Origin of the sequence: Curtobacterium sp. PhB115 (genome assembly GCF_003752025.1) — a bacterium.
Lineage (GTDB): Bacteria > Actinomycetota > Actinomycetes > Actinomycetales > Microbacteriaceae > Curtobacterium.
In genome coordinates this window covers 165,817-182,558 of record NZ_RJKR01000008.1, presented here as the reverse complement: position 1 = coordinate 182,558, position 16,742 = coordinate 165,817, and the positions used below count along the sequence as shown (strand labels likewise).

Annotated in this window: 18 protein-coding genes and 2 pseudogenes; 6 read left to right on the top strand and 14 right to left on the bottom strand. The window is 72.9% G+C overall.

The window, feature by feature from the left end:
• Window positions 1–36 precede the first annotated feature (36 nt).
• The 4 genes and pseudogenes from EDF19_RS12365 to EDF19_RS19535 all read right to left on the bottom strand — a co-directional run.
• Complete coding sequence (locus tag EDF19_RS12365) at window positions 37–1,011, bottom strand: GlxA family transcriptional regulator (protein WP_123681178.1); 975 nt, start codon at window positions 1,009–1,011, stop codon at window positions 37–39.
• A 161-nt stretch (window positions 1,012–1,172) separates the two neighbouring features.
• Window positions 1,173–2,060, bottom strand: a complete 888-nt coding sequence (locus tag EDF19_RS12360) for an AraC family transcriptional regulator (RefSeq protein ID WP_185022817.1) — start codon at window positions 2,058–2,060, stop codon at window positions 1,173–1,175.
• Window positions 2,061–2,102: 42 nt separating this feature from the next.
• On the bottom strand, window positions 2,103–2,300 hold the full coding sequence (locus EDF19_RS19400) for a hypothetical protein (protein WP_260217145.1): 198 nt from the start codon (window positions 2,298–2,300) through the stop codon (window positions 2,103–2,105).
• Window positions 2,301–2,326: 26 nt separating this feature from the next.
• Window positions 2,327–2,956: pseudogene (locus EDF19_RS19535) on the bottom strand (helix-turn-helix domain-containing protein); the annotation flags it as partial.
• Window positions 2,957–3,013: 57 nt separating this feature from the next.
• Between EDF19_RS19535 and EDF19_RS12350 the strand changes: the two are divergent.
• The gene (locus EDF19_RS12350; protein ID WP_123681176.1) at window positions 3,014–5,425 is read left to right on the top strand and encodes a helix-turn-helix domain-containing protein; all 2,412 of its coding nucleotides are present in this window, start codon (window positions 3,014–3,016) and stop codon (window positions 5,423–5,425) included.
• A 109-nt stretch (window positions 5,426–5,534) separates the two neighbouring features.
• Here the strand turns inward: EDF19_RS12350 and EDF19_RS12345 are convergent, their stop codons facing one another.
• The 3 genes from EDF19_RS12345 to EDF19_RS12335 are packed head-to-tail and all read right to left on the bottom strand — an operon-like array spanning window position 5,535 to window position 7,059.
• On the bottom strand, window positions 5,535–5,843 hold the full coding sequence (locus EDF19_RS12345) for a hypothetical protein (protein WP_123681175.1): 309 nt from the start codon (window positions 5,841–5,843) through the stop codon (window positions 5,535–5,537).
• Entirely contained in the window at window positions 5,840–6,508 is a 669-nt protein-coding gene (locus EDF19_RS12340) for an Asp23/Gls24 family envelope stress response protein (protein ID WP_148071092.1), read from the bottom strand. Before EDF19_RS12340 ends, EDF19_RS12345 begins: the two co-directional genes overlap by 4 nt.
• Window positions 6,505–7,059 carry an RNA polymerase sigma factor gene (locus EDF19_RS12335; RefSeq protein WP_123681173.1) on the bottom strand — a complete coding sequence of 185 codons (555 nt, stop codon included), beginning with the start codon at window positions 7,057–7,059 and terminating at the stop codon, window positions 6,505–6,507. The genes EDF19_RS12340 and EDF19_RS12335 overlap by 4 nt, the downstream gene beginning before the upstream one ends.
• A gap of 157 nt (window positions 7,060–7,216) precedes the next feature.
• On the opposite strand from EDF19_RS12335, the gene EDF19_RS12330 reads away from it, so the two are divergent.
• Entirely contained in the window at window positions 7,217–7,867 is a 651-nt protein-coding gene (locus EDF19_RS12330; protein ID WP_123681299.1) for an MOSC domain-containing protein, read from the top strand.
• 76 nt (window positions 7,868–7,943) lie between these two features.
• Here EDF19_RS12330 and EDF19_RS12325 read toward each other — a convergent pair whose 3' ends face one another.
• Window positions 7,944–8,330, bottom strand: coding sequence for an MmcQ/YjbR family DNA-binding protein (locus EDF19_RS12325; protein WP_123681172.1), 387 nt, complete (start codon window positions 8,328–8,330; stop codon window positions 7,944–7,946).
• A 130-nt stretch (window positions 8,331–8,460) separates the two neighbouring features.
• Between EDF19_RS12325 and EDF19_RS12320 the strand changes: the two genes are divergently transcribed.
• Complete coding sequence (locus EDF19_RS12320) at window positions 8,461–8,760, top strand: excalibur calcium-binding domain-containing protein (RefSeq protein WP_221180663.1); 300 nt, start codon at window positions 8,461–8,463, stop codon at window positions 8,758–8,760.
• A gap of 57 nt (window positions 8,761–8,817) precedes the next feature.
• Here the strand turns inward: EDF19_RS12320 and epsC are convergent, their stop codons facing one another.
• Both epsC and cysK read right to left on the bottom strand, forming a co-directional pair.
• Window positions 8,818–9,402, bottom strand: a complete 585-nt coding sequence (gene epsC / locus EDF19_RS12315) for a serine O-acetyltransferase EpsC (RefSeq protein ID WP_260217142.1) — start codon at window positions 9,400–9,402, stop codon at window positions 8,818–8,820.
• Window positions 9,399–10,337 carry a cysteine synthase A gene (gene cysK, locus EDF19_RS12310; protein WP_123681170.1) on the bottom strand — a complete coding sequence of 313 codons (939 nt, stop codon included), beginning with the start codon at window positions 10,335–10,337 and terminating at the stop codon, window positions 9,399–9,401. The genes epsC and cysK overlap by 4 nt, the downstream gene beginning before the upstream one ends.
• A 150-nt stretch (window positions 10,338–10,487) precedes the next feature.
• On the opposite strand from cysK, the gene EDF19_RS12305 reads away from it, so the two are divergent.
• Window positions 10,488–11,159, top strand: a complete 672-nt coding sequence (locus EDF19_RS12305) for a DUF899 family protein (protein WP_123681169.1) — start codon at window positions 10,488–10,490, stop codon at window positions 11,157–11,159.
• A gap of 73 nt (window positions 11,160–11,232) precedes the next feature.
• Here the strand turns inward: EDF19_RS12305 and EDF19_RS12300 are convergent.
• Window positions 11,233–12,275, bottom strand: a pseudogene (locus tag EDF19_RS12300) (dipeptidase).
• Window positions 12,276–12,334: 59 nt separating this feature from the next.
• Between EDF19_RS12300 and EDF19_RS12295 the strand changes: the two are divergent.
• Together EDF19_RS12295 and EDF19_RS12290 are read left to right on the top strand one after the other, a co-directional pair.
• Window positions 12,335–12,910 carry a GNAT family N-acetyltransferase gene (locus EDF19_RS12295; RefSeq protein ID WP_123681168.1) on the top strand — a complete coding sequence of 192 codons (576 nt, stop codon included), beginning with the start codon at window positions 12,335–12,337 and terminating at the stop codon, window positions 12,908–12,910.
• On the top strand, window positions 12,907–13,431 hold the full coding sequence (locus tag EDF19_RS12290) for an SRPBCC family protein (RefSeq protein WP_123681167.1): 525 nt from the start codon (window positions 12,907–12,909) through the stop codon (window positions 13,429–13,431). Before EDF19_RS12295 ends, EDF19_RS12290 begins: the two co-directional genes overlap by 4 nt.
• Here the strand turns inward: EDF19_RS12290 and EDF19_RS12285 are convergent.
• The 3 genes from EDF19_RS12285 to EDF19_RS12275 are packed head-to-tail and all read right to left on the bottom strand — an operon-like array spanning window position 13,398 to window position 16,731.
• Window positions 13,398–14,231 (bottom strand): MurR/RpiR family transcriptional regulator, encoded by an 834-nt coding sequence (locus EDF19_RS12285; protein WP_123681166.1) that lies wholly within the window; start codon window positions 14,229–14,231, stop codon window positions 13,398–13,400. The two genes, EDF19_RS12290 and EDF19_RS12285, sit on opposite strands and share 34 nt — an antisense overlap.
• Window positions 14,228–15,487, bottom strand: coding sequence for an allantoate amidohydrolase (locus EDF19_RS12280; protein ID WP_123681165.1), 1,260 nt, complete (start codon window positions 15,485–15,487; stop codon window positions 14,228–14,230). The genes EDF19_RS12285 and EDF19_RS12280 overlap by 4 nt, the downstream gene beginning before the upstream one ends.
• A complete protein-coding gene (locus EDF19_RS12275; RefSeq protein WP_123681164.1) occupies window positions 15,484–16,731 on the bottom strand; it encodes an alanine--glyoxylate aminotransferase family protein in 1,248 nt (415 codons plus the stop codon). Before EDF19_RS12275 ends, EDF19_RS12280 begins: the two co-directional genes overlap by 4 nt.
• Window positions 16,732–16,742: the final 11 nt, after the last annotated feature.

Genomic DNA, 16,742 nt, shown 5'->3' with positions numbered 1-16,742 from the left:
GTGCGGTCCGGCCGCACTGTACGGGCCACGTTTCCCTCACCTCGGGACACGTTGGGTGGACAGGAAGCGGCGTCGGTACCGCGACGGCGAGATCCCGAGCCGACCGATGAACGCCCGTCGGAGCGCCTCCGGGCTGGAGTACCCCGACTCCTCTGCCGTCCGCGCGACACTGAACCCGCGGTCGAGCATCGCCTTCGCGATGTCGAGGCGGAGCGACGCCACGAAGTCGGACGGCGTGCGGTCGACCTCTTCGCGGAACCGGCGGGTCAGGTGTCGCGGGCTCACCGAGACCGCGTGCGCGAGGCTCTGCACCGAGTGCACCGCGGTCGGGTCCGACTGCACGATCTCGACGACGGCCCGGACCAGCTGCGTGGTCGGGGCGGGCAGTTGCAGCGGCGCGGAGAACTGCGACTGCCCACCGGCACGCTGCATGTAGACCAGCAGGCCCTGCGCGACCTGCCGGGCGAGGTCGGCCCCGTGGTCCTCCTCGACCAGTGCGAGTCCGAGGTCGATGCCCGCGGCGACCCCGGCCGACGAGTACACGTCGCCGTCCTTGACGAAGATCGCGTCGGACTCGACGACGATCGACGGGTACCTGGTGCGGAGCTCGTCGACGAACTTCCAGTGTGTGACGGCTCGGCGGCCGTCCAGGGTGCCGATGCTCGCGAGCACGAACGCGCCGCTGCAGATCGATGCCACGCGGGTGGCGCCGTCGACCAGGCGGCGTGCCGACTCGGCGACCTCTCGGGTGACGAAGACGGGCGGGGCGAGTTCGCTCCCGGGGATGACGACCACGTCGAACGGCGGTGCGTCTGCGGCGCTCACATCGGCTCCGACGCGCGTCCCGATCGAGGTCGACACGTCGCGTCCGTCGGGTGAAACGTACGTCAGGTGGTAGGCGGCGCCGAACAGGTTCGCCTCGGCGAAGACCTCCGCCGGCCCGGCGAAGTCGAGCATCTTCACGCCGTCGAAGACGAGGACACCCACGGTCACGGTGCTGCTCGACGGCATCGCGCCTCCTGGCCGGGTCGTCCGATCGGCGCCTCCGCGGGCACCGACGGTCCGTCAATCGTCCGGCGTCGAACGTCCGACACGCGGCAGTGGTTCGCATCGTGCACAGACGGCCTTCGCAACCTGCACAGCGCACGAGCGCACGAGCGCACGAGCGGGCCTCAGCGCGCGCCGTTGCGCTCCCGGTACTCGCTCGGCGTCGTCCCGTGGTGCGCCCGGAAGGCCCGGCTGAACGCCGAGGCCGACCCGAACCCGGCTCGTCGGCCGATCGCCTCGAGCCCCATGTGCTCGGTCAGCTCGTCGTCGCGGAGCATCTCGGCGGCGCGCACGAGGCGGGCCTCCGCGATGAGCCGCCCCGGCCCCCGGTCGTCCTGCTCGAACGCCTTCTGCACCGTGCGGGGCGAGACCTGCATCGCCTGCGCCAGCGACGCCACGGTGAGCGTCGGGTCGCCGGAGTACAGCTCGATGTGCCGGAGCGCTCGTGCCCGGAGTGCGAGACGCGCGGCGTCGGGCGGGACGTGTCGCACCGTGGCGTCGATCGCGAACCCGTTCGCCAGTGCGATGAGCGCCTGGGCGGCAGCAGCCTCGCTGGCGGCATCACGACCGTTCCCCAGGCTCGACCGGAGCACACTCGTCGCCACCGACGCGATCATCACGGGCACACCGGAGGTCAGCGGGAACACCCCGTCGGTCAGCGCGTCGAGCTCGCTCCCCCGCAGGTGCAGCGCCGACCGGTCCATCCGCACGGACACCGCCTCGAACCCCGGGCTGACGCTGAACTCCTGGATCCGCTGCATGCGGTCGACGCTGAGCGTGCCGGCGCTGTTCACGGTCTCGCTCGACGACCGCCGCACCCGGATCCGTCCGGCGACGATGAACGCCCACACGACTGCGTCGCCCGGGTCGACGTAGGCGAAGTCCTCGGGGTCGGTGGACACCGGCGCACGGGTCTTCGTCACGCTCACCGGCCCGAGCGCGCGGCTCTCGACGGTCGCGACGCTGCGCCCGGGGAACCGGCCGTCCTCACGGCGGGCGAAGGGGAGGTACATGTCCGCTCCTCCCGTCCTCGCCCCCATCCTGGCGCAGGACGGTCACGCGCGCGAGGCGACAGCCGGACCGCCGGACGCCGGAGCACGCGAGTCGACAGCCGGCTCCGCCGCGACCGCGAGGTACGACAGCGCCGCCGCCGCCCGCGACCCGCGCTCGGCCCAGAACGTGGTGAGCCGCTGCCCCGTGCCGGGCACCTCGAGGTTCTGCCACGTGAGCTCGATCCACCCGAGCGGCTGCACCAGATCGCCGGGAAGTCCGGGTCGTCCACGGACAGCAACCCGACGACCTCCCGGAGCCTGGCGTCGTCCGGGTTGCCGTGCGCTCGGAGGTCGGCGACGACCGCCCGCGCGACGCTCGGCCACTCAGGCGCGGTCCGCCAGCCCCGGTCGGCGAAGGTCTGCAACACGAGGTTGCTGCCGGGGTCGAGGGCACCGGAGCCCAGTGCCCGGGCGATCCGGTTCGCCTCGAGGACGTCCTGGTTCGCGTCGACGACGATCGCCGGCACGCGGTCGAGCGCCTCGAGCAGCGACCGGACGTGCGGCTCGACCGTCCGCGAGGTCCGCGGGAACGACGCGTGCGTGAGGCGCCGCATGTGGTCGAGGGACTCCGCGTCGAGGCACAGCGCCCGCGCGAGTGCCTGCAGGACCGACTCGGACGGCTGGTGCCCACGGCCCTGTTCGAGTCGCAGGTAGTACTCGGCGCTGATCCCGGCGACGGCGGCGACCTCGGTGCGTCGGAGTCCTGCGACCCGACGGTCGCCTCCTGGCGGCAGGCCGACGTCCTCCGGCCGCACGAGGGCCCGGCGGGCGCGGAGGAACGCGCCGAGGGTGAAACCCGAGCTGTCCACCGCACCATCCGAGCGCCCGCGGACGGCGCGCCACCATGCGTTCGTCATGCAGTTTCGGGTCGTCCGGCTCATGAGCGGTCGCCGCCGGTGTGCCATCCTCCAGACATGGCACCGACCCCGGGCACCGAACGCGCCGACCCCAGCGCCGAACGCGCCGACCCCGGTACCGCCCCCGGCCCCGGCCCCGGCACCGGCACCGGCACCGACCCGACGGAAGCCCTCCCCGAGGCGCTCCGACGCCTCCGGAACCACGCCGGGCTCACGATCGAGGCCCTCGCCGAGGCCTCCGCCGTGAGCCCGCGCGCCATCAGCGACATCGAGCGGGGCATCAGCGCCGCCCCGCGTCGACACACCATCGCGAGCCTCGGCGACGCCCTGCACCTGGGATCCGAGGCACGAGCCGCACTCGAGGCCGCCGCCCGCCGGAGCGCCCGCAGCCAGACGACCGCCGGCAAGTTCGCCGCCGTCCCGCCGAGCCCCATCTCGGACTTCACGGGACGCAGCGACGAGCTCGCCGCGCTCGCCACTGCCCTCGCCACTGGCCTCGGCCGGCCCGACTCCGACGCCGGAGCCCGCACCGACTCCCCCGTCACCGTCGTCCTGACCGGCGCCCCGGGGATGGGCAAGACGGCCCTGGCGCTCGAGGCGGTCCGCCGCGCGGAGACCGAGTCGCTGTTCGTCGACCTCGACGGGCTCGCGGCGTCTCCGCGGTCGCCCGCGCACGTGCTGCGGGCGCTGCTCCGGCAGGTACCCGGCGTCGGCGAGGACCTCCCGCGCACCGCCGACGGCCTCGCTGTCGAGTGGCGGCGTGTGGCCGCGGGACGTCGCTTCGTCGTCGTCCTCGACAACGCCGCCTCCGAGGCGCAGGTGCGGCCGGTGATCGCTCCGACGATGCGTGGCCCCGTCGTCGTGACCTCGCGTCGTGTCCTGGGTGGACTGGCTGGGGTCGAGCGGATGACCGTCGCGGCACTCGGCATCGACGACGGCGTCGCGCTCCTGGAGAGCACGATCCCGGAACCGCAGCGCCGCGGCGCCGACCTCACCACCCTCGCTGACCTCTGCGACCGGATCCCGCTCGCTCTCCGGATCGCGGGCAACCGCATCGCGACGCGGCCGAACTGGACCGTCGAGGACTTCGTGCGCAGGCTCCGGTCCGAGGAACGCCGGCTCGCTGACCTCGTCGCGGGCGACCTCGCGGTCGAGGCGGCCTTCGCACTCTCCTACGACAACCTCGACCCCGCTCGGGCCGCGTTGTTCCGGAGCCTCGCAGTCGTGGAGGGGCAGGACTTCGAGGCCCGGACCGCCGCAGCCGCCGCCGACGTCGACGTCCTCGCCGCCCAGGACGGCCTCGACGAGCTCGGTGACCTGGGCCTCGTCGAACCCCTGTCCGGCGACCGGTACCGACTGCACGACCTCATCCAGCTCTTCGCGCGGCAGCGGCTGCAGGCCCACGCCCCCGACGCGTTCCCCCGGCTCCGGAACCGACTCGACCGCAGGCTCCTCGGCATGCTCGAACGCGCGGGCGCCTGGTTCGAACCCGACCGGGAGGCCCGCGAGTCGAGCGACGCGGCGCCGGGGTTCCCGGACGCCACGACGGCTCGCGCCTGGATCGAACGGGAGTGGCCGCTCTGGTGGGGCGCGTTCCGCCGTGCGGCCGAGGCCTCGGAGCACGACGTGGTCCTCGACGTCGCCGATGCCCTGCACTGGTACTCGGACCTGTGGTCGCAGTGGGGCCACTGGCGGGACCTGTTCGCGCTCGCGGTGGACTCGGCCCGCGCCGTCGGGGACCCCCGGCTCGAGGCCGTGCACCTCGGCTACCGCGCGTGGGCGGAGCTCCGCGAGCAGGCCGACGACGCGGCCGCGGTCGCGACCGCCCAGCTCGCCTTCGCCGCGGCGGTCCGCGCCGACGACGTCGAGCAGCAGGGGTGGGCCCGGCTGTACGAGGCGTGGGCGATGTCCCGGATCGAGGACCGGAGGACGGAGGCGGTGGGGTTCGCGATGGACGCGACCGCGCGCTTCGCGCAGACCTCGAACGACGACGCGAAGCTCCAGGCCGAGAACCTGCTGACGTTCGTCCTCGAGCGGACCGGCGACGTCGAGGCCGCACTCCGCACCACGGACCTGGTCGTCGAACGGGCACGACGCGCGGCGAGCGTCGACGACACCACGATCGGCGTCTTCACGCTCACGTCGGCGCTCGCGAGCCGGATCCGGCTCCTCCGTCGGGTGGGGCGCCTCGACGAGGCCATCGCGGTCGCGGACGAGGCGGTCACCCTCGCGATGGGCATCCCGTGGGCCGGCGGCGAGCTGCAGGCACGCTACGAGAGCGGCGACGCCTTCGCGGCGAAGGGCGAACCCGAGGCGGCACGGCGCGAGTGGACCCGTGCGCTCGAGATCCTCGACGGCGAGAACGAGACCGGCTTCGCTGCCCGGTGGCGCCCGGAACTGCAGGACCGGATCCTGCACGTCCACGACCCCGACGCCGAAGAGCGCCGCCGCCGCGGCCCGATGTCCTGACCGCTGGCGAGACGCCGCAGCCGGTGCGCGGTCCGAGAACGCGCGGGGGGCCGGCCTGGAGGCGCGGGGCGGGCCCGCCACGGGCCTCCCGGCCGCCTCGGGTCGCCCTTCAGCCCACCCGGGCGACGCGCACGTCGACCCGCGTCAGCACCAGGCCACCCGCGGTCGCCGCGGCGAGCGCCGCGTCGTGCACGGCTCCCGCGACCTCCGGAGCCGGGCGGAAGCCGTCGGTACCGATGACGAGGCGGAGGACGCCGTCGTCGACCACGACCCGGAACGGTGCGGTGCTGCTCGTCAGTCCGCGGACGGCGTGCACGGCGCTCGCGACGGTCGGTCGTGCGCGGTAGAGGTCGGTGACGCCGGGAACCGCGGTCACGGCGGCCTCGACGGCGGTGAGGGTCTCGTCTGCGGTGCTCATCGGGTCCCCTCCGTGTCGGTCTCGGTCTCGGTGTCGGTCTCGGTCTCGGTGTCCGTCTCGGTCCCGGTCTCCGGCAGCAGGTCCCGCACCACGATGTCGACGGCCTCGATCAGCAGGTCCGTCTGCTCGCGGAGCGCCGTCGCGACCGCCGTCCGCACGAGGTCCGCCGTCGCCGGGATCGCCGGACCGGACGCGATCGCGATGTCCACGACCACCCGGATCGGGGCGGCGAGTGCCGTGACGTCGCCGTCCAGGTGGCAGCGCGCCACGAGGACGCCGGGCACCGAGTCGCCGGTCCGGCGGATGAGGGAACGGATCGCACCCTCGGTCATGACCGGCTGCTCGGTGGCGGAGCGGGGACGGAGCGGGACGTCGCGACCCGAACGGGCCTCGATGGAGATGTTCGCCAGGACGCCGCCGATCCAGGACTCGTCGGCCGGGGGTTCGTCGAGCGCCGCGGCCTCGAGCGATCCGAGTGACGCCTGTCGGACGCGCAGGATCGCCGCCATCGCGTTCTGGCACGCCGGGGAGCCGTCGATGCTCGGGTCCGCCGGCTGCATGCCGGCGTCGAGGTAGTCGGCGAGTTCGTCGATCGAGTGGCCGTCGAGGTCGTGGGGCTCGAGCTCGTCGAGTGCCTCGGGCAGGGTGCCGTCTGAGTCGGTCATCGCCATCCCTCCATCAGTCGGATCATGTTCTTCCTCGCTCGGGACAGGAGCCCGCGGACCGTGGAGAGCGGTAGGTCGAGTTCCGCGGCGATCTCCTCGTAGCGGTACTCGAGCACCTCCTTCATGATCCAGCACCGTCGTTGGGCCTCGGGGAGCTCCGCGAGTGCGCGTTCCGCCGCCTCTTCTCGGGACCGTGCCTCGGCGACCCGGTCGGGAGCGCCGTCGGCGGGAGCCGCCACCTCGAGTTCGGTGACGTCGTCGTGGGGGCGGCGGGCACGGATCCGGTCCAGGCACTTGCGGCTGAGGATGCGCATCAGCCACGACTTCACACGGGCCCGGTCCTCGAGACCGTCGAGCCGGTCCCACGCGGTGATGAAGGTGTCCTGCACGACGTCGTCGAGTTCGTCCGTCGAGCCGAGGGTGCGCCGTGCGTAGGCGCGCAGCAGCGGCGCGTGGCGTCGGATGAGGACCTCGAACGCACGGACGTCGCCGTCGGCGGAGCGACCGGCGAGGACCGCGTCGTCGAGATCGGCCAGGGACTGGTGGTGCACGCTTACCTTCTACTGGTGGTGGGTGGTGTTCGGCTGGGTGCTGTTCGGCTGGGTGCTGTGCGGGTTGGTGCTGTGCGGGTGCTTGCTCCCCTTCATGTGACGGGTCCGGGTGGTGGATCGTCACGTGGTCGACACGAAGATGCGTCAGAGTGGTCCCATGTCGCTCGTCACCGCCGTCTGCCGCGTCGACCGTCTGCTGCCCGACTCGGGCACGATCGGGGTGACCGCGATCGACAAGCGCCCCGTCGACGGCAGCGTGCGGGTCCGGCCGCTCGGCCTGTACGCCGACGTCCAGGCCGACCGGAAGCACCACGGCGGCGAGGACCAGGCGGTGTACGCCTACGCCGACGAGGACGCCGCGTACTTCGCCGACCTGCTCGACCGCGAGATCCCGCCCGGACTGTTCGGCGAGAACCTCCGGACCTCGGGCATCGACGTCACCGGCGCCGTGACCGGAGAGCGCTGGCAGATCGGTGCGACCCTGCTGCTCGAGGTCACCATCCCCCGCATCCCCTGCGGCACCTTCGCCCGGCGGATGCGCATCGACAAGTGGGTGAAGCGCTTCGCGGAGGAGGGCCGACCGGGTGCGTACTTCCGGGTGCTGAAGTCCGGGCCCGTCGCGGCCGGCGACCCGATCGTGGTGACGCACCGGCCCGAGCACGGTGTGACGATCGGCGAGATCTTCGCCGGACTCACGCCCGAGCGGGCCCGGGCCGTGCTGGAGTCCGGGGAGTCGTTGGCGCCGAAGGTGGTCCGCGACGTGTCGAAGGTGCTCGCGCGGGCCGGCGCTGGCGCTGGCGCTTCGTGAGCGCTTCGTGAGCGCTTCGTGAGCGCTTCGTGAGCACAAATGGTCGAGTGGGCGCCGGCCACCCGACCATTGCTGCTCACGAAGTGCTGTCGTCGCCGCGCGTCGGGTCGAACGGACGCTTGGCCCGGGGCAGGCCGGCGACGACCAGGTCGTAGGCGTTGGCGACGAGGTCCTCCACCAACGCCACGTCGATCCCGTCCCCCGGGGCCAGCGTGATCCAGTGCCGCTTGTTCATGTGCCACCCGGGGGTGATCTCGTCGTGGTCGCGCACCAGGGCGGCTCCGTGCGGCGGCGCGCACTTGAGGTTCACGATCCGCACCCCGCGGAGCTCGCTCGTCATCACGAACATCTTGTCGACGACCTTGTAGACGAACGCGCCCTCGCCGAACGGCTGCGTCTCGAACACCGCCGGCAGGCCCATCGCCGTGCGGCTCGCGACCTCGTGCAGCTGCGCTCCGTCCATCCGCCCAGCATGCCCCACGCCCGCCCGTTCGGGGGCATGTCATGAGCGCCGGTCACATCGTAGGATCAGCTCGCCGCGCACCCGACGCGGCGGTCGCTCCGGCGATCACCACCAGTTCCAGGGGGAACCCGTGCGCATCATCCGTACCCTCGGCATCGCCGCCGCCACTGCCGTCCTCGCCACGACCGTCGTGGTCGGCGGCGCCACCACCGCGCAGGCCGCGCCGAAGACCTACGCCAACTGCACCGCGGTGCACAAGGTGTACTCCGGCGGCATCGCGAAGAAGTCCGTCACGAAGAACAAGGTCGTCTCCGGCGGCAAGACCACCACGCGGGCGCTCAAGGGCACCGTCAAGAAGGACGACGCGCTCTACAAGGCGAACGCGAAGCTCGACCGCGACAAGGACGGGATCGCCTGCGAGAAGAGCTGACGCGTGCCGCGCTGCTGCCCCTCCGGCGGCAGCAGCGGCAGCGCCAGCACGCTCTCGTCAGAGCGGCGGCACGCCCTCGTGCCCCGATCGCGGCCGCGCGGTCCCGGCGACCCCGGTGACCACCGACCCCGCGGGGACGTCCTTCGTGACGACGGTGTTCGCCCCCACGACCGAGTCCGCCCCGACCCGGATGGCCCCGATCAGCGACGACCCCGCTCCCAGCACCACGCGGTCCCCCACCACCGGGTGCCGACGAGCGCCGGGTCCGTGGTCACCGCCGCGCCCACCGAGGGTCACCCCGTGGAACAGCACGACGTCGTCGCCGATGACCGCGGTCTCGCCGATCACGACGCCCATGCCGTGGTCGATGAAGAACCGCCGGCCGATGCGTGCGCCGGGGTGGATCTCGATGCCGGTCACCGAACGAGCGACCTGCCCGAGCACCCGCGCGGCGAACCGCGATCCGGGCAGCCCACGGGCGAGCCAGAGCCGGTGCGTCAGCCGGTAGGTCCAGATGGCGTGCAACCCCGAGTAGACGATCACGTTCTCGAGGTCGCCCCGAGCCGCTGGGTCACCGCGGCGTGCTGCGGCGAGGTCCTCTCGGACCGTCCGCAGCACGCCTCGTGGGACGGGACGACTCACGCAGTGAGTCCCTCGAAGAGCACCGTCGACAGGTAGCGCTCCCCGGTGTCGCACACGATGGCGACGATCCGCTTGCCCGCGTTCTCGGGCCGGGCGGCGATCTCGAGCGCCGCGTGGATGATCGCGCCGGAGGAGATCCCCGCCAGGATCCCCTCGTCGGTCGCGAGCGCCCGTGCCACCCGGAGGGCGTCGTCGAGCTCGACGTCGAACACCTCGTCGATGACGGACTGGTCGAGGACCTCGGGGATGAAGTTCGCCCCGATGCCGGCGATCTTGTGCGGCCCGGCCTTGCCCTCGGTCAGGAGCGGGGAGTCCTTCGGCTCCACGGCGACGATCTGCACGCCGGGCACACGCTCCTTGAGCACCTGGCCGACGCCCGTGATGGTGCCGCCGGTGCCGACGCCCGCGACGAACACGTCGACGTGCTCCTCGGTGTCGCGGAGGATCTCCTCCGCCGTGGTCTTGCGGTGGATCGCGGCGTTCGCGGCGGTCTCGAACTGGTGGGCGAGGATCGCACCAGGCGTCTCGTCGACGATGGCGCCGGCCCGCTCGACCGCGCCCTTCATGCCCTCGGAGCCCGGCGTGAGGACGATCTCGGCGCCGTAGGCACGCATCACCGCACGGCGTTCGACGCTCATGGTCTCGGGCATCGTGATGATGACCTTGTAGCCGCGGGCCGCACCGACCAGGGCGAGCGCGATCCCGGTGTTGCCGGAGGAGCCCTCGACGATGGTGCCGCCGGGCAGCAGGTCGCCGGATTCCTCGGCCGCGTCGATGATCGCGACGCCGAGGCGGTCCTTGACGCTCGCGCCGGGGTTGTAGAACTCGAGCTTCGCGAGGACTTCCGCCCCGCCCGCCTTCGGCAGGCGGTTCAGCTTGACGAGCGGGGTGTTCCCGAACGCCTGCGAGATGTTGTCGTAGATCGTGCCGCTCATCCGGTCCGTCCTCATCGGGTCTGGTCGCGCATCGCTCTTCCTGGAGGCGCGGTGTGCGCCCGATCCTAGCGACCGGACCCCACGTGCTCCTGTCCGGTGACGGACGCTCCGCGCGCGGGTACGGTGCGGGGCAACGACGAGGAGGTAGCCATGTCCAAACTGCAGCAACCCGAGGTCGCACCGCCGGTGGTGGACCGCGCCGCGTTCGACGATGCACTCGCCGCCCAGGTCCGCGACGAGAAGGAACTCACGCGGCACGGCGACCGCGTCTCGGCCGCCCGACGACGGCTCCCGATGGTGCGGGTCGAGGACTACGAGTTCCAGGGGCCCGACGGTCCGGTCCGGCTCTCCGAGCTCTTCGACGGCCGCTACCTGTTGCTCGTGCAGAACGTCATGTTCGCGCCCGACTGGGACGAGGGGTGCCCGAGCTGCACCTGGGCGGTGGACAACCTGCCGGCGAACACCGGCCGCCTCGACGAAGAGGGCATCGCGTTCGCGATGATCTCGCAGGCACCCGTCGAGAAGCTCGAGCGGTGGCGGGAGCAGCGCGGGTGGCCGCACCGGTGGGTGTCGTCCGGGGCGACGAGCTACCACGACGACTGGGGCTGGACCCTGCACCACGACGACTACGACGGACCGGTGCCCGGCTACTCCTACTACCTGCTCCGCGACGGCGTCCCCTACCTGACCTACGCCACGGGGTCGCGCGGGACCGAGGCCATCCTGCCCGTCGCGCACATCATGGACCGCACCGCGTACGGCCGCCAGCAGGACTGGGAGGACAGCCCCGCGGGCTGGCCCCAGTACCCCACCTACGCCTGACCGCCGGGGTCACGCGGATCGAGGTTCCGCGCTCAGCGACACTTCGCGGGGCGAACGGCCCGAGAGATGTCGCTCAGCGCGAAACCGGGCCCAGCCGGAGCGCGAACCGCTCGTCGGTCGCTTCGAGCACCCGCAGCACGTTGCCGCCCGCCAACGCCCGCAGGTCCGACGGCCCCCAGCCGCGCCGCTGCAGCTCGGCAGCCAGCACCGGGTACCGTGACACGTCCCGCAGGTCCGGCGGCAGCACCGGCGTGCCGTCGTAGTCCCCGCCGAGGCCGATGTGCAGGGCGCCCGCGACGTCCCGTGCGTGCTCGACGTGGTCCGCCACGTCCGACACGGTGACGGCGGGCGGCGACCCCACCGAGCCCGCGTCCTCCCACTCTGCCCATGCCCGCGAGACGAACGCCGGCACGAACGTGATCATCACGACGCCGCCGTTGTCCGACAGTCGGGCGAGCACGTCGTCGGGCACGTTCCGCGGGTGGTCGTTGACCGCGGCGGTGGACGAGTGGCTGAAGACGACGGGCTGGGTGGCGACGTCGAGGGTGTCCCGCATCGTCGTGGGTGCGGTGTGCGAGAGGTCGACGAGCATGCCGATCCGCTCCATCTCGGCGACGACCTGCCGACCACGGTCCGTCAGCCCGCCGTGCGCACGCGCGCCGGTCGCCGAGTCCGCCCACGGGGTGTCGTCGTTGTGGGTCAGGGTCATGTACCGGACGCCGAGCCGGGCGAGGTCGCGGAGCACGGCCAGGTCGTCGCCGATCGAGTGCCCGCCCTCGGCACCGAGCAGCGATGCGATCCGGCCGGACCCGATCGCGGCGCGGACCTCCTCCGCGGTCCGGGCCAGGGCGAGCGACTCCGGGTACCGCTCGATGATCCGGTGCGCGAGGTCGACCTGCTGCAACGTGGTGCGCACCGGGTCGGCTCGTCGGCAGGCACGAACACGGACCAGAACTGGCCGACGACCCCACCGGCGCGGAGCTTCGGCAGGTCGGTGTGCAGGGAGTCGTCCTCGCGGTCGATGCCCTCGACCCCGGAGCCGTGGCTGTCGCGGCGCTCCCACGGCAGGTCGTTGTGGCCGTCGATGACCGGGAACGGGAGCGCGTCGAACGTCATGGCCCCGACGCTACCGCCCGCCCTCGCGTCGCTCGGATCGGCGTCGCTAGGCTCGGCGGATGGACCCCGTCACCCTCCGGACCGAGCGCCTCGTGCTCTCCGTCCCCGAGCCGTCCGATGCCGAGGACGTGGTCGCCTACGCGAACGACCCGGACGTGATCGCGTACACCCCGGTGCCGGTGCCGTACGGCCACGCCGAGGCTCGGCACTGGATCACCGAGGTGGTGCGGACCGGCTGGGCGAACGACACCCGCTACGAGTTCGGGATCCGGCGTGCCGACGATCCCCGGCTGCTCGGCACGGTCGGGCTCTTCGGGTTCACCGACGGCGCCGCGGAGATCGGGTACGCCGTGCACCCCGACGGTCGTGGCCGCGGGTTCGTGACCGAGGCGGCGCGACGGGTCCTCGACTGGGCGTTCTCCCCGGGGCCCGACGGGCTCGGGTTCGTCCGGGTGCAGTGGCGTGCGATCGCGACGAACACCCCGTCCGCCGCGATCGCCCAGCGGCTGGCGCTCCGGTACGAGGGCCGACTCCGCTCCGGGGTGTCCCACCGCGGCGCGCGCCACGACCAGCTGATCGCGGCGGCCCTCCGCGACGACGACCGCTCCGTCCCGACGGTCTGGCCGACGTCGTGACGGTGTCGTTCCGCGTCGTCACCGAGCTCGACGCCCCGCCGGAGCGCGCGTTCGCGCTGTCGCTCGACATCGGCGCGCACGAGCGGTCGATGGCCGCCACCAGCGAGCGTGCCGTGGCCGGCACGACGTCCGGCACCATCGGCCTCGGCGCGACGGTCACCTGGCGCGCCCGCCACTTCGGGATCGTCTGGCGGATGACGAGTCGGATCACCGCACTGGAGGCCCCGCACCGGTTCGTCGACGAACAGGTGCGTGGACCGTTCGCCCGCTTCCACCACGTCCATCGCTTCGAGCCGTCGGCGCGCGGCACACGGATGGTCGACGAGATCACCTTCCGCGCTCCGCTCGGCCCGCTGGGCCTGGTGGCGGAGCGGTTGGCGCTCGCGCGCTACCTGCCGCGGCTCATCGCCGACCGCAACGCCTCCCTCGCCGCCGAACTCCGCGACGAGCGCCGCGGCGAACTCCGCGACGAGCGCCGCGAGGGCGGTCAGGGCGCCGCGAGCTCTCCCAACGCGTCGTAGGCACTGGCCACGGCGTCGACCCTCGTCCGACCGGCGGGACCCGACGCCTCGTACACGTCGTTCGCGATGGCCGCGACGACCGCGAACAGCGCCGCCATCGAGTCGAACGCCGACGGGGAGTCCACAGGGCAGAGCACGGCGGTCTGTGCCGGTGCGGCGATGACCGCGGCGGTCGGGTCGCCGAGCACGACGACGTCGGCGCCGGTCGAGACGCAGTGCCGCACGATCCGGTCGACCCCGGCGGTGTGGCGGCGAACCGTCACCAGCACGACGAGGTCCCGGCGGTCGAGGTCCGCGACCTCTTCACCGAGCCGCTGCCCCGGTGCCGGGCCGACCCGCACGTCGGAGCGGACCTGTGCGAGCTGGGCGCGGAGCTGCAGTGCGACGGGGTAGGCGCCTCGTTCCCCGAACACCAGGACGCGGCGGGCACGGACGATCCGCCGGGCGAGCCGTGGACGATCGGCTCGGGCCAGGGACGCGAAGGCCGCGTCGAGGTTCCGCGCCTCGACCGCGCGCTGGTCGACGTGGGCGGCGTCCTCGGCGACCCAGGGCAGCCCGGTGCCGCGCGCCGACATCAGGTTCTGCCGGACCTCGGCGGCGTCCTGGAACCCCAGGGACCGGACGAGCCGCGAGACCGTGGCCTTCGAGGTGCCGGACTCGGCGGCGAGCTCGGCGGAGGTCCCGACGAGCAGCAGCTCCGGGTCGTGCCGCACCATCGCGGCGACGCGTCGCTCGGCAGGCGAGAGCTGCTCCCACACGGAGTCGATCCGCGCGCGGACGTCGGGGCCGGCGGTGCTCATGCCCGGGCCACCCGTTCGACCGCCACGGCGAGTGCGTCGAGTCCGAGGGCGATGTCCGGCGTCGACACGAACTCGTCGGGGTGGTGGCTGATGCCGTCCGGGTTGCGCAGGAACAGCATCCCGACGTCGGTGACGAGCCCGAGCGACATGGCGTCGTGCCCGGCTCGCGAGAAGAGTTCCATCGGTGCGGTCTCCCCGGTCGACTCGATGCCTGCGCGGACGGCGTCCATCAGGCGCGGCGCGCAGAAGACCGCCGGTGCCCGGTGCACCTCGGTGGGCGTGACGCTGACCCCGCGTCCTTCGCCGATCAGGGAGAACGCCTTCGTGAGCTCGTCCCACACCGCGTCGCGGCCGTCGTCGAACTCGCCGCGCAGGTCCACGGAGAACCGTGCGAGGCCGGGCACGACGTTGACGGCTCCGGGCTCGACGGTCATGGTGCCGACGGTCCCGACGTGGTGGGACGCCCGGCAGATCCGTTCGACGGCGAGCGCCGCCTCGGCCGCGGCGAGCAGTGCGTCGTGCCGTCGCTCGTAGGGGGTGCCGCCGGCGTGCCGGGCCTCACCGACCGCCTCGACGCTGAACCGCCGTGCGCTGGCGATGCTCGTGACGACGCCGAGCGCCTGCCCGGCCTGCTCGAGGTACGGGCCCTGCTCGATGTGCGCCTCGAGGTAGCCGACGAGCTGCGCGGGGTCGACGGCTGCGTCCCCGACGCTTCCGGGATCGAGCCCGAACGTCGTGAACGCCTGCCGCAGCGTGGTGCCGTCGCAGTCCTCGAGGTCCCACCAGGTGTCGTCCCAGACCCCGGCGACGGCGGACGACCCGAGCAGGGCCTTGCCGAACCTGGTGCCTTCTTCGTCGGAGAACGCGATGACCTCGAGCGCGACGGGCAGCGGGCCGTCGGCGGTGAGCCGGGCCGCTGTGCGGATCGCCATGAGCACCCCGACGATGCCGTCGTACCGTCCGGCGTCCACCACGGTGTCGAGGTGCGAGCCCAGCAGCAGCACGGGGGCGTCGGGCGTCGCACCGTCGACCCGGCCGTGCAGGTTGCCGGCGGCGTCCTGCCAGGTGGTGAGGCCTGCGTCCTGCATCCACCCGGCAACGATCGTGTTGACGCGGGCGTGCTCGGGCGACAGGTACACGCGGGTGATCCGGCCGGGCTCCTCGGTCACCAGCGCCAGCTCATCGCACCAGCGCGCGACGAGGTCGGCGTCGGCCGTGGCGAGGGCGGACGCGGTCACGACGGGGGCCGCGCTCATGCCAGGGCCTCGACCGGCGAACCGGAGACGGCGCTGTCACGGTAGGTGTCCAGGGCGGCGTCGACCCCACCACCGTGCGGCACCGCGTGCCCGGCACGACGGAGCGCGTGTTCGAGCGCGGCGAGCGTCGTGACGACGGTGTCCTTCCGGGCGTTGTAGCCCATCGTCCCGATGCGCCAGACCTTGCCGTGCAGCGGCCCGAACGAGGTCCCGATCTCGATGCCGTGGTCGTCGAGCATCGATGCCCGGACCTGGTCGCCGACGACGTCGGACGGGATCTCGACCGCGACGACGTTGTGCATCTTGTGCGCGGTGTCGCCGAAGACCCCGAGCCCGAGCGCCTGCACCCCCTGGAGCATCGCGCGGCCGGCGAGCTCGTGTCGCGCGACGACCTGGTCGCGCCCTTCCTCGAGCAGGATGCGGGCGCACTCGTTGGCGGCGTAGAGCATCGACGCGGCCTCGGTGTGGTGGTTCAGTCGGCGGGGACCCCAGTAGTCGAGGATCATCGCGAGGTCGAGGTAGTTCGACCGGATCGGCTCGTCCGCGACCTCGTCGCCCGGCTCGCGGATGCCCGCCTCGACGCTCCGCCGCTGGTCGAGCACGGCGACCGCGCGCGGCGAGACCGACAGCGGTGCGCTGCCGGAGGGGCCGCCGAGGCACTTCTGCAGTCCGGCGCTGACGGCGTCGATCCCCCACGCGTCGACCTCGAGCGGGTTGCCGCCGACGGTCGCGGTGGCGTCGGTGTAGAACAGCACGCCGTGCCGCTGGCAGATCGCCCCGAGCTCGTCGAGGGGCTGGTTCATCGTGGTCGAGGTGTCGCCCTGCACGATGGCGAGGAGCTTCGGCCGGACGCGGACGATCGCGTCCTCGATCGCGGACGGCGTGAAGACCTGCCCCCACGTGGTCTCGATGGTGTGGACCTCGGCACCGGCGCGTCCGGCGATCTCGGCGAGGAGGTGTCCGAACCGCCCGAAGACCGGGACGAGCACGCGGTCCCCGGGGGCGAGGAGCGAGACGAGCGCGGCCTCGATGCCGGCGCGGGAGGTGCCGTCGACGAGCACGGTCGCGTCGTTCGTCGTGCCGAACACCCGGCGGTAGAGGTCCTGCGTCTGGTTCATCGTGGTCGTCATCCACGGGTCGTACTGCCCGACGAGCGGGGTCGAGAGGGCACGGAGCACGCGCGGGTCGGCGGTGATCGGCCCCGGTCCCATGAGGAGACGGGCGGGTGGGTTCACGGGGTGCATGGTTGATCCTT

What these genes read in the sequence shown, in the direction of transcription:
- EDF19_RS12325 (WP_123681172.1), bottom strand. Translation starts at nt 8,330, where the DNA reads ATGGACGGAGCGCAGCTGCACGAGGTCGCGAGCCGCACGGCGATGGGC.
- EDF19_RS12305 (WP_123681169.1), top strand. Translation starts at nt 10,488, where the DNA reads ATGTCCAAACTGCAGCAACCCGAGGTCGCACCGCCGGTGGTGGACCGC.
- EDF19_RS12340 (WP_148071092.1), bottom strand. Translation starts at nt 6,508, where the DNA reads ATGACCGACTCAGACGGCACCCTGCCCGAGGCACTCGACGAGCTCGAG.
- EDF19_RS12275 (WP_123681164.1), bottom strand. Translation starts at nt 16,731, where the DNA reads ATGCACCCCGTGAACCCACCCGCCCGTCTCCTCATGGGACCGGGGCCG.
- EDF19_RS12295 (WP_123681168.1), top strand. Translation starts at nt 12,335, where the DNA reads ATGGACCCCGTCACCCTCCGGACCGAGCGCCTCGTGCTCTCCGTCCCC.
- EDF19_RS12285 (WP_123681166.1), bottom strand. Translation starts at nt 14,231, where the DNA reads ATGAGCACCGCCGGCCCCGACGTCCGCGCGCGGATCGACTCCGTGTGG.
- EDF19_RS12365 (WP_123681178.1), bottom strand. Translation starts at nt 1,011, where the DNA reads ATGCCGTCGAGCAGCACCGTGACCGTGGGTGTCCTCGTCTTCGACGGC.
- EDF19_RS12345 (WP_123681175.1), bottom strand. Translation starts at nt 5,843, where the DNA reads ATGAGCACCGCAGACGAGACCCTCACCGCCGTCGAGGCCGCCGTGACC.
- EDF19_RS12330 (WP_123681299.1), top strand. Translation starts at nt 7,217, where the DNA reads ATGTCGCTCGTCACCGCCGTCTGCCGCGTCGACCGTCTGCTGCCCGAC.
- cysK (WP_123681170.1), bottom strand. Translation starts at nt 10,337, where the DNA reads ATGAGCGGCACGATCTACGACAACATCTCGCAGGCGTTCGGGAACACC.
- EDF19_RS12280 (WP_123681165.1), bottom strand. Translation starts at nt 15,487, where the DNA reads ATGAGCGCGGCCCCCGTCGTGACCGCGTCCGCCCTCGCCACGGCCGAC.
- EDF19_RS12350 (WP_123681176.1), top strand. Translation starts at nt 3,014, where the DNA reads ATGGCACCGACCCCGGGCACCGAACGCGCCGACCCCAGCGCCGAACGC.
- EDF19_RS12360 (WP_185022817.1), bottom strand. Translation starts at nt 2,060, where the DNA reads ATGTACCTCCCCTTCGCCCGCCGTGAGGACGGCCGGTTCCCCGGGCGC.